The organism is Xanthomonas sp. LMC-A-07, assembly GCF_030208825.1.
Lineage (GTDB): Bacteria > Pseudomonadota > Gammaproteobacteria > Xanthomonadales > Xanthomonadaceae > Xanthomonas > Xanthomonas campestris.
The window spans coordinates 423,690-431,018 of record NZ_JARVTF010000011.1; the positions used below are offsets into that span (position 1 = coordinate 423,690).

A 7,329-nucleotide genomic window follows, 5' to 3' on the forward strand; every position below is an offset into this window, starting at 1 on the left:
GTGGGCGCATCGCCGCCGCTGCGCCTATGGCCCTGGTGTCGCAGTGGCGGCAGCGGCCAAGGCCGGCAGCGCAGGATCTGCAACGGCAGCACAGGCCGGCGGCAGGATCACGCATGCCGCACGCGGCCCAGGGCCGCAATGCCAATGTTACGATCCGGGCGCATGAACCCCGCTCCCAATCTCGTGATGATCGGCCCGATGGGCGCCGGTAAAAGCTGCATCGGCCGCCGCCTGGCCGAGCGCTTCGGGCTGGATTTCGTGGATGTAGACCAGGCCATCGTCGAGCAGGTCGGCAGCAGCATCCCCGCGATCTTCGAACAGCACGGCGAAGCGCGCTTTCGCCAGCACGAAGCCGAGGCGCTGCACGGCCTGCTCGCGCAGAGCAACAAACTAGTCTCCACCGGCGGCGGCGCGATCCTGGATGCGGGCAATCGCCAGCGCATCCGCGAGCGCGGCTTCGTGGTGTACCTGCATGTGAGCGTGCCGGCCCAGCTCACCCGGCTGGCGCGCGACCGCAATCGCCCGCTGCTGCAGCGCCCGGACCGCGAGCAGGTGCTGCACGGCATGGCCGCGCTGCGCACCCCGCTGTACCAGGAAGTGGCCGACCTCACCCTTGAAACCGATCACCTTTCCCCCGCCGAGGCCACCGCGCAGCTGGTGCTGCGCCTGGCCGCGCAATGGCGCATGTCGAGTACCCCTGCATGACTCTTCCCCCCTCCTTGCGCAGCGTCGAAGTCGACGGCGCGCAGCCGTACACCATCTCCATTGCGCCGGGCCTGCTGGCCGACGGTGCGCGCCTGGCCCGCCACGTGCGCGGCCGCCACGTGCTGCTACTCAGCGACACCCAGGTGGCGCCGCACTATGCCGCCGGCGTGCGCGCTGCGCTGTTGCAGGCGCGGCCGGACCTGCAGCTTGGCGAACTGGTCATCGCCGCTGGCGAAGCCTCCAAAACCCTGGACAACTTTTCCCTGGCGATCACCGCACTGGCCGAACTGGGCGCCACCCGCGATGCCTGCGTGTTCGCACTCGGCGGCGGCGTGGTCGGCGATCTGGCCGGCTTTGCTGCCGCCTGCTGGATGCGCGGGGTGGATTGCGTGCAACTGCCCACCAGCCTGCTGGCGATGGTGGATTCCTCGGTGGGTGGCAAGACCGCGGTGGACATCCCGCAGGGCAAGAACCTGGTGGGGGCATTCCACCCGCCACGCGCGGTGATTGCCGATACCGACACCTTGCGCACCCTGCCCACGCGCGAGCTGCGCGCCGGTCTGGCCGAGGTAATCAAGTACGGCGCCATCGGCGACCCGTTGTTCTTCCAGTGGCTGCATGCCGAACGCCGCGCGCTGCTGGACGGCGACCCGGCCGCGCTGGCGCAGGCGATTGCACGCAGTTGCGAGCACAAGGCCGACATCGTGGCGCGCGACCCGCTGGAAAAAGGCGAGCGCGCCCTGCTCAACCTGGGCCACACCTTCGGCCACGCCATCGAGACCGAACAGGGCTACGGCGCGCCGGGTAACGACAACCTCAACCATGGCGAAGCGGTGGCAGTGGGCATGGTGCTGGCAGCGCGGCTCTCGGCCGCACTGGGCATGGCCGACGCCCAAGACACCGAGGCACTGCGCAACTTGCTGGATGAGTTCGGCCTGCCGACGCAGATCCCGGCTGGCCTGGCACCGGAAGCCCTGCTCGGCCGCATGCGGCTGGACAAGAAAAATATCGCCGGCCGCCTGCGCCTGGTGTTGTGGCGCGGGATCGGCAAAGCCGAAGTCGTCCCCGACGTGGACGAAGCTGCGGTGCTAGAGATTCTGGTCGGCTGAGGTTTGTGCTCGCCGGCTGACGTTTGCGCCGGCCGACTGAGGTTTGGCGCTGGCCGGCTGAGGTTTGCGCCGGCCGGCTTAGGTTTGGCGCTGGTCATGGTGAGGTCGGGCGCCGGCCCGGTGCGGCCCGCGTGGAGCGCCGGCTGCGGTGGTCACGTGTGGCTGGCGCGGAATGCTGTGTGCCGCGTTACGCCCGCAAGCGGCCGCGTCGACATGCCCGCCCTCGTAGGAGCGCGCTTGCGTGCGAGACGCCTTCCCGGTGACGCCCCTCGCACGCGACGCCTTTCCGTTCCCGATAACGCCCGTCGCGCGCAAGCGCGCTCCTACGCGTAGCCATCGCCCTGGTCGACCACGTTGCCCAGGAACCTAACGAATCTGCTCGCCGGCTGCACGCAGGCCACCACACATCTGCAGGCACCACCACGCAACCGCAGCGCCGATACCCGGAACTCGTAGGAGCGCGCTTGCGCGCGATAGGGCTTCCCCGGTAACGCCCATCGCGCGCAAGCGCGCTCCTACGCGTAGCCATCGCCCTGATCGACCGCGTTGCCCAGACACCTAACGAAGGTGCTTTGCCGGCCGCCAGACCGCCGCCACACATCCGCAGCAATAGCCAGACAACCCCAGCGCAGATACCCCGAATTTGTAGGAGCGCGCTTGCGCGCGATGGGGCTTCCCCGGTAAAGCCCATCGCGCGCAAGCGCGCTCCTACGCGTAGCCATCGCCCTGATCGACCACGTTGCCCAGGCACCTAACGAATCTGCTCGCCGGCTGCACGCAGGCCACCACACATCTGCAGGCACCACCACGCAAGCGCAGCGCCGATATCACGTCTTTGTAGGAGCGCGCTTGCGCGCGATGGGGCTTTCGCCGATAACGCCCCTCGCGCGCAAGCGCGCTCCTACAGAGCACCCTCGACCTGATGGGTCATGCCCTGCCCGGCCTGCCAGACAACTCAACAAGACGCTGCGCGTTCATTGCACGCGCTCGCAAAGGCACTGCCATTACGCGGCGTCGTCCTCTGCCCTTGTAGCTGACAACCCGCCGCTCATCGGCCAGCCGCCCCTGCCAGCCGCCCGCCGCCCCCACACGCAAGGCCTTCGCGATCACGGCAATCGCCCCGTACCCAGCCAACGCAGCCTTCAGCAGCGCCCGGCTACAATTGGCCCATGCGCATCCTCCTGCAACACGATCCGGGCGGCAACGAGCCGCTTCGCTACGTCCAGCTGACCCTACAACCGGATCTGTTCGGTGGCTGGGAACTGCTGCGCGAGAGCGGCCAGATTGGCGGGCGCACGCAACTGCGGCGCGACCAATACCTGCTGCAGGACGAGGCGGACCGGGCCTTCGAAAAAGCCCGCGACACCCAGCTCAAACGCGGCTTCCATGTCATCACCGGCGGCGCCGACGCGCCGCGCTGAGGAATCATCTCCATGCTCAAGAACGACCGTCTGTTGCGTGCCCTGCGCCGCCAGCCCGTGGACCGCACCCCCGTCTGGCTGATGCGCCAGGCTGGCCGCTATTTGCCGGAATACCGCGCCACCCGCGCGCGCGCCGGCAGTTTCCTGGGCATGGCCAAGAACCCGGACATCGCCTGCGAAGTCACCCTGCAGCCGCTGGAACGCTTTCCGCTGGATGCGGCGATCCTGTTCTCCGACATCCTGACCATCCCCGATGCGATGGGACTGGAGCTGTATTTCGTCGAAGGCGAAGGCCCCAAATTCCGCCACCCAGTGCGTGATGCCGACGCCATCCATCGCCTCGGCGTGCCGGACATGGAAACCGAGCTGCGCTACGTGATGGACGCTGTGCGCTTGATCCGCCGCGAGCTGGATGGCGCGGTACCGCTGATCGGCTTCTCCGGCAGCCCGTGGACGCTGGCCTGTTACATGATCGAAGGCGGCGGCAGCAAGGAATACGCGCGCATCAAGGCCATGGCCTTCAATGCGCCGCAGCTGCTGCACCACCTGCTCAGCACCGTCACCGATGCGGTGATCGCCTACCTGTCCGCACAGCGCGCGGCCGGTGCGCAGGCGCTGCAGGTGTTCGATACCTGGGGCGGCGTGTTGTCGCCGGCGATGTACCGCGAATTCTCGTTGCCCTACCTCACGCGCATTGCGCAGGAGTTGGAGCGCGGCAGCGGTGAAGAGCGCACCCCGCTGGTGCTGTTCGGCAAGGGCAATGGCGCCTATGTGTCCGAGTTGGCCGCCAGCGGCGCCGAAGCGGTGGGCGTGGACTGGACGATCTCGCTGGCAGACGCCGCCGAGCGCACTGGCGGCCGTGTCGCCCTGCAGGGCAACCTGGACCCGGCCACGCTGTACGGCTCGCCAGAGGCGATCCGCAGCGAAGTCGGCAAGACCCTGGACAGCTACGCCTACGGCAACGGCGGCTCGCGCGAAGGTCATGTCTTCAACCTCGGCCACGGCATGTCGCCGGACATGAATCCGGATCACGTTGGCGTGCTGGTGGAAGCAGTGCAGACGCTGAGCAAGCGGTGAAGTAGCAAGCGATCGACAGCCACTGCTGTCGATCGTGCACGACGTCAGTCTGGGCCATGGTGACGACCGATGTCATGCAATGGGATGCTGTCCGCGCGATGCGACAGCGACTGACAAGGCACGCCCTAACTCATCGACCTCATGGACGTGGTGCTCAAGCAAGCCTTCTGACATGCGCCAAGCTGGCGGCGAACGTGCCGCCCTGCGTTTGCCATCCCAGCCGCAATCCAGCGCCAGCCGCACGCGTGTGCTACCAGGGCCGCCAGGCGTGCCAACTGGTTGGTATCGGGCACCGACAATGCCACTGCGGGTACCGGGGTCAAGTCTTGATCGAAACGGGTGATCCCAGTGTGCGGTGCGACCGGATCACGCGCCTGCAGACAGGCGTGCGCGGCTTGCAACAGATCCATCGTGGACACGGCTGGGCGCAAAAGCACCGGCGTAAACGCCGAACGCTTGGCCTCGGTGCAGCGTTCAACAGCACAACCGAGCTATCAATCGATGCAGCCCCGCACGACCGTTGGGGACACCAAGACACTGGCAAACGCCGAACATCGGCGTGGCACCGCGCGATCGGCAGCACCACCAACTCATCGATCGGTCACGCCCCGCGCAACCGTTGAGCACGGAAGCTTGAGGCGCAGACGCCGAACACCTGGACTGCCCGCCGCGATGGACGGCACAACCAAGACGCCGATCAATGAAGCCCTGCGCAACCGTTGAGCGCATAAGGCAACGACGCAGACGCCAAAAAGTTTGCTACCGCACGGCACTGCGCGATCGGCGGCAAATTAAGTCGACGATCAATGCAGCCTTGCGCAACCGCTGGGCCCACCAGACAGGGAGATAGACACCGAATACCGGCCCCGGTGCGGCGCAGTCGAGAGCACAACCAACCCATCGATCGATAAAGCCCCGCAAATGCGCACACCCTTCTGAGTTCCTGCACAGCGCGGCGGGGATAATGCCTCGTCCTCTCGACGGAGCTCCCATGTCTCAGCCCGTTCCCGTCATGCGCGCCTATGACACCATCAAGCCGCTGTTGTGGCTGGTGTCGCTGGCCATCTTCATGCAGATGCTGGATGCGACCATCGTCAATACGGCGCTGCCGTCGATGGCGCGCAGCTTACGCGAGAGTCCGCTGCAGATGCAGTCGGTGGTCTTCAGCTATGCGTTGGCGGTGGCGATGTTCATCCCGGCCTCGGGCTGGATCGCCGACCGTTTCGGCACGCGCCGCACCTTCCTCGCCGCGATCATCGTGTTCACGCTGGGCTCGTTGCTGTGCGCCGCCGCACAGCAGTTGCCGCAGCTGGTGGCCGCACGCGTGGTGCAAGGCATTGGCGGTGCGATGTTGCTGCCGGTCGGCCGGCTGGCGGTGCTGAAGACCGTGGCGCGCGCCGACTTCCTGCGGGCGATGAGCTTCATCGCGATCCCGGCCCTGATCGGGCCGCTGATCGGGCCGACGCTGGGCGGCTGGCTGGTGGAGATCGCCTCCTGGCACTGGGTGTTTCTGATCAATCTGCCGATCGGCGTGATCGGATTCATCGCCGCACTGAAGATCATGCCAGACCATTACGGCGACGCACGCAAGCGCTTCGATCTGGTCGGCTATCTGATGCTGGCGTTCGGCATGGTGGCGCTCTCGCTGGCATTGGACGGCATTGCCGAGCTCGGCCTGCGACATGCGTTCGTGATGTTGCTGGCGATCGGCGGGCTGGCCGCGCTGGCCGGCTATTGGCTGCATGCGGCCAGCGCGCCGGCGGCGCTGTTCCCCTTGGCGTTGTTCAAGGTGGCCAGTTACCGCATCGGCATTCTGGGCAATCTGTTCGCGCGCGTGGGCAGCGGCTCGATGCCGTTCCTGATCCCGCTGCTGCTGCAGGTGGGCCTGGGCATGAGCCCGATGAATGCCGGGCTGATGATGGTGCCGGTGGCACTGGCCGGCATGGCCGCCAAGCGCGCTGCGGTGAAGCTGGTGGGCCGCTTCGGCTACCGCCGCATCCTGATGCTCAACACCGTGCTGGTGGGCCTGGCGATGGCCAGCTTCGCGCTGATCAGTGCGGGCCAGCCGCTGTGGCTGCGGGTGCTGCAGCTGGCCTGCTTCGGCGCGGTGAACTCGCTGCAATTTACCGTCATGAACACGGTGACCCTGCGCGACCTGGACCGTGACCAGGCCAGCCCTGGCAACAGCCTGCTGTCGATGGTGATGATGCTGGCTACCGGGTTCGGCGCGGCAGCGGCAGGTAGCTTGCTGGCGGCGTTCAACACGCATCTTGGCGACAGCCACGGCGCTACTGCGGCGTTGCACGCCACCTTCCTGTGCGTCGGCGCGATCACCTTGTCTTCGACGCTGATCTTCTGGCAGCTGGCCGAAACGCTGCCGCATCCCAGGCAAGTGGAAGAAGTTGCCGAGTGAGCAGGCTTGGGTGATGCGGGTGGCGGCGCGCTGATGGCAGTTGATTGCTGCCGCGGCATGCGCGTGCGGTGCTCGTTACGGCAGTTACGTGACTGCAGTGGGCGCCCACAATTTCGGTGCGTTTGCGCATACCGCCATGACGCCGCCGGCTATCAGTCACGCTGGCGCGCTCTGATGCGCGTGGCATCGCGGACACGTGCGATTGCGCCTCACTTCCTAATGCACACCCGGCAATGCTTCTCAGCTGAGATGCCTCGGCAATGGATGCAGGCGGCATGCTGCTTCAGCACTTGGACAAGCGAACGTTGCTCGCTCTTTTTCATGGACGGAATGCCCTGCGGAGCCGAAGGCAATCTCTGCATCACTCGCCATAGCCGCGCCAAAAAAGCCGTTCGCGATGCAAACATCGCAATGCGTTCCAGCGTATCGCCAGTGAGCGGCGTGCTCAGGACAAGTCCAAGTCGCGTGTTCCACCTCGCGCGCCAGGCTCAGACTCCTTGCACGGTCGCGCACGCCTAAGAGCCTGTTCACGATCTTCTGAGTAATAGGGCCAAGAAGGCCAAATGGATGAACTGCAGGCTGGTGTTGAGTTTGCGCTCGCAGT

5 protein-coding genes and 1 pseudogene are annotated in these 7,329 nt (G+C 66.4%); 5 read left to right on the forward strand and 1 reads right to left on the reverse strand.

The window, feature by feature from the left end:
• Positions 1–162: 162 nt before the first annotated feature.
• The 4 genes from QRM89_RS13360 to hemE all read left to right on the forward strand — a co-directional run bounded on the left by QRM89_RS13360 (position 163) and on the right by hemE (position 4,312).
• Complete coding sequence (locus QRM89_RS13360) at positions 163–705, forward strand: shikimate kinase (RefSeq protein ID WP_011037966.1); 543 nt, start codon at positions 163–165, stop codon at positions 703–705.
• Positions 702–1,814, forward strand: coding sequence for a 3-dehydroquinate synthase (gene aroB, locus QRM89_RS13365; RefSeq protein ID WP_285448220.1), 1,113 nt, complete (start codon positions 702–704; stop codon positions 1,812–1,814). The genes QRM89_RS13360 and aroB overlap by 4 nt, the downstream gene beginning before the upstream one ends.
• A gap of 1,169 nt (positions 1,815–2,983) precedes the next feature.
• The gene (locus QRM89_RS13370; RefSeq protein WP_011037968.1) at positions 2,984–3,235 is read left to right on the forward strand and encodes a WGR domain-containing protein; all 252 of its coding nucleotides are present in this window, start codon (positions 2,984–2,986) and stop codon (positions 3,233–3,235) included.
• Positions 3,236–3,247: 12 nt separating this feature from the next.
• Positions 3,248–4,312 carry a uroporphyrinogen decarboxylase gene (gene hemE, locus QRM89_RS13375; RefSeq protein ID WP_115001330.1) on the forward strand — a complete coding sequence of 355 codons (1,065 nt, stop codon included), beginning with the start codon at positions 3,248–3,250 and terminating at the stop codon, positions 4,310–4,312.
• A 210-nt stretch (positions 4,313–4,522) separates the two neighbouring features.
• On the opposite strand, the pseudogene QRM89_RS13380 reads toward hemE, so the two are convergent.
• Positions 4,523–4,668, reverse strand: a pseudogene (locus QRM89_RS13380) (peptidase M28 family protein); the annotation flags it as partial.
• A gap of 635 nt (positions 4,669–5,303) precedes the next feature.
• Here QRM89_RS13380 and mdtD point away from each other — a divergent pair.
• The gene (gene mdtD, locus QRM89_RS13385; RefSeq protein WP_228425487.1) at positions 5,304–6,725 is read left to right on the forward strand and encodes a multidrug transporter subunit MdtD; all 1,422 of its coding nucleotides are present in this window, start codon (positions 5,304–5,306) and stop codon (positions 6,723–6,725) included.
• Positions 6,726–7,329: the final 604 nt, after the last annotated feature.

Coding starts and splice junctions, on each gene's coding strand:
- QRM89_RS13360 (WP_011037966.1), top strand. CDS start 163: ATGAACCCCGCTCCCAATCTCGTGATGATCGGCCCGATGGGCGCCGGT.
- aroB (WP_285448220.1), top strand. CDS start 702: ATGACTCTTCCCCCCTCCTTGCGCAGCGTCGAAGTCGACGGCGCGCAG.
- QRM89_RS13370 (WP_011037968.1), top strand. CDS start 2,984: ATGCGCATCCTCCTGCAACACGATCCGGGCGGCAACGAGCCGCTTCGC.
- hemE (WP_115001330.1), top strand. CDS start 3,248: ATGCTCAAGAACGACCGTCTGTTGCGTGCCCTGCGCCGCCAGCCCGTG.
- mdtD (WP_228425487.1), top strand. CDS start 5,304: ATGTCTCAGCCCGTTCCCGTCATGCGCGCCTATGACACCATCAAGCCG.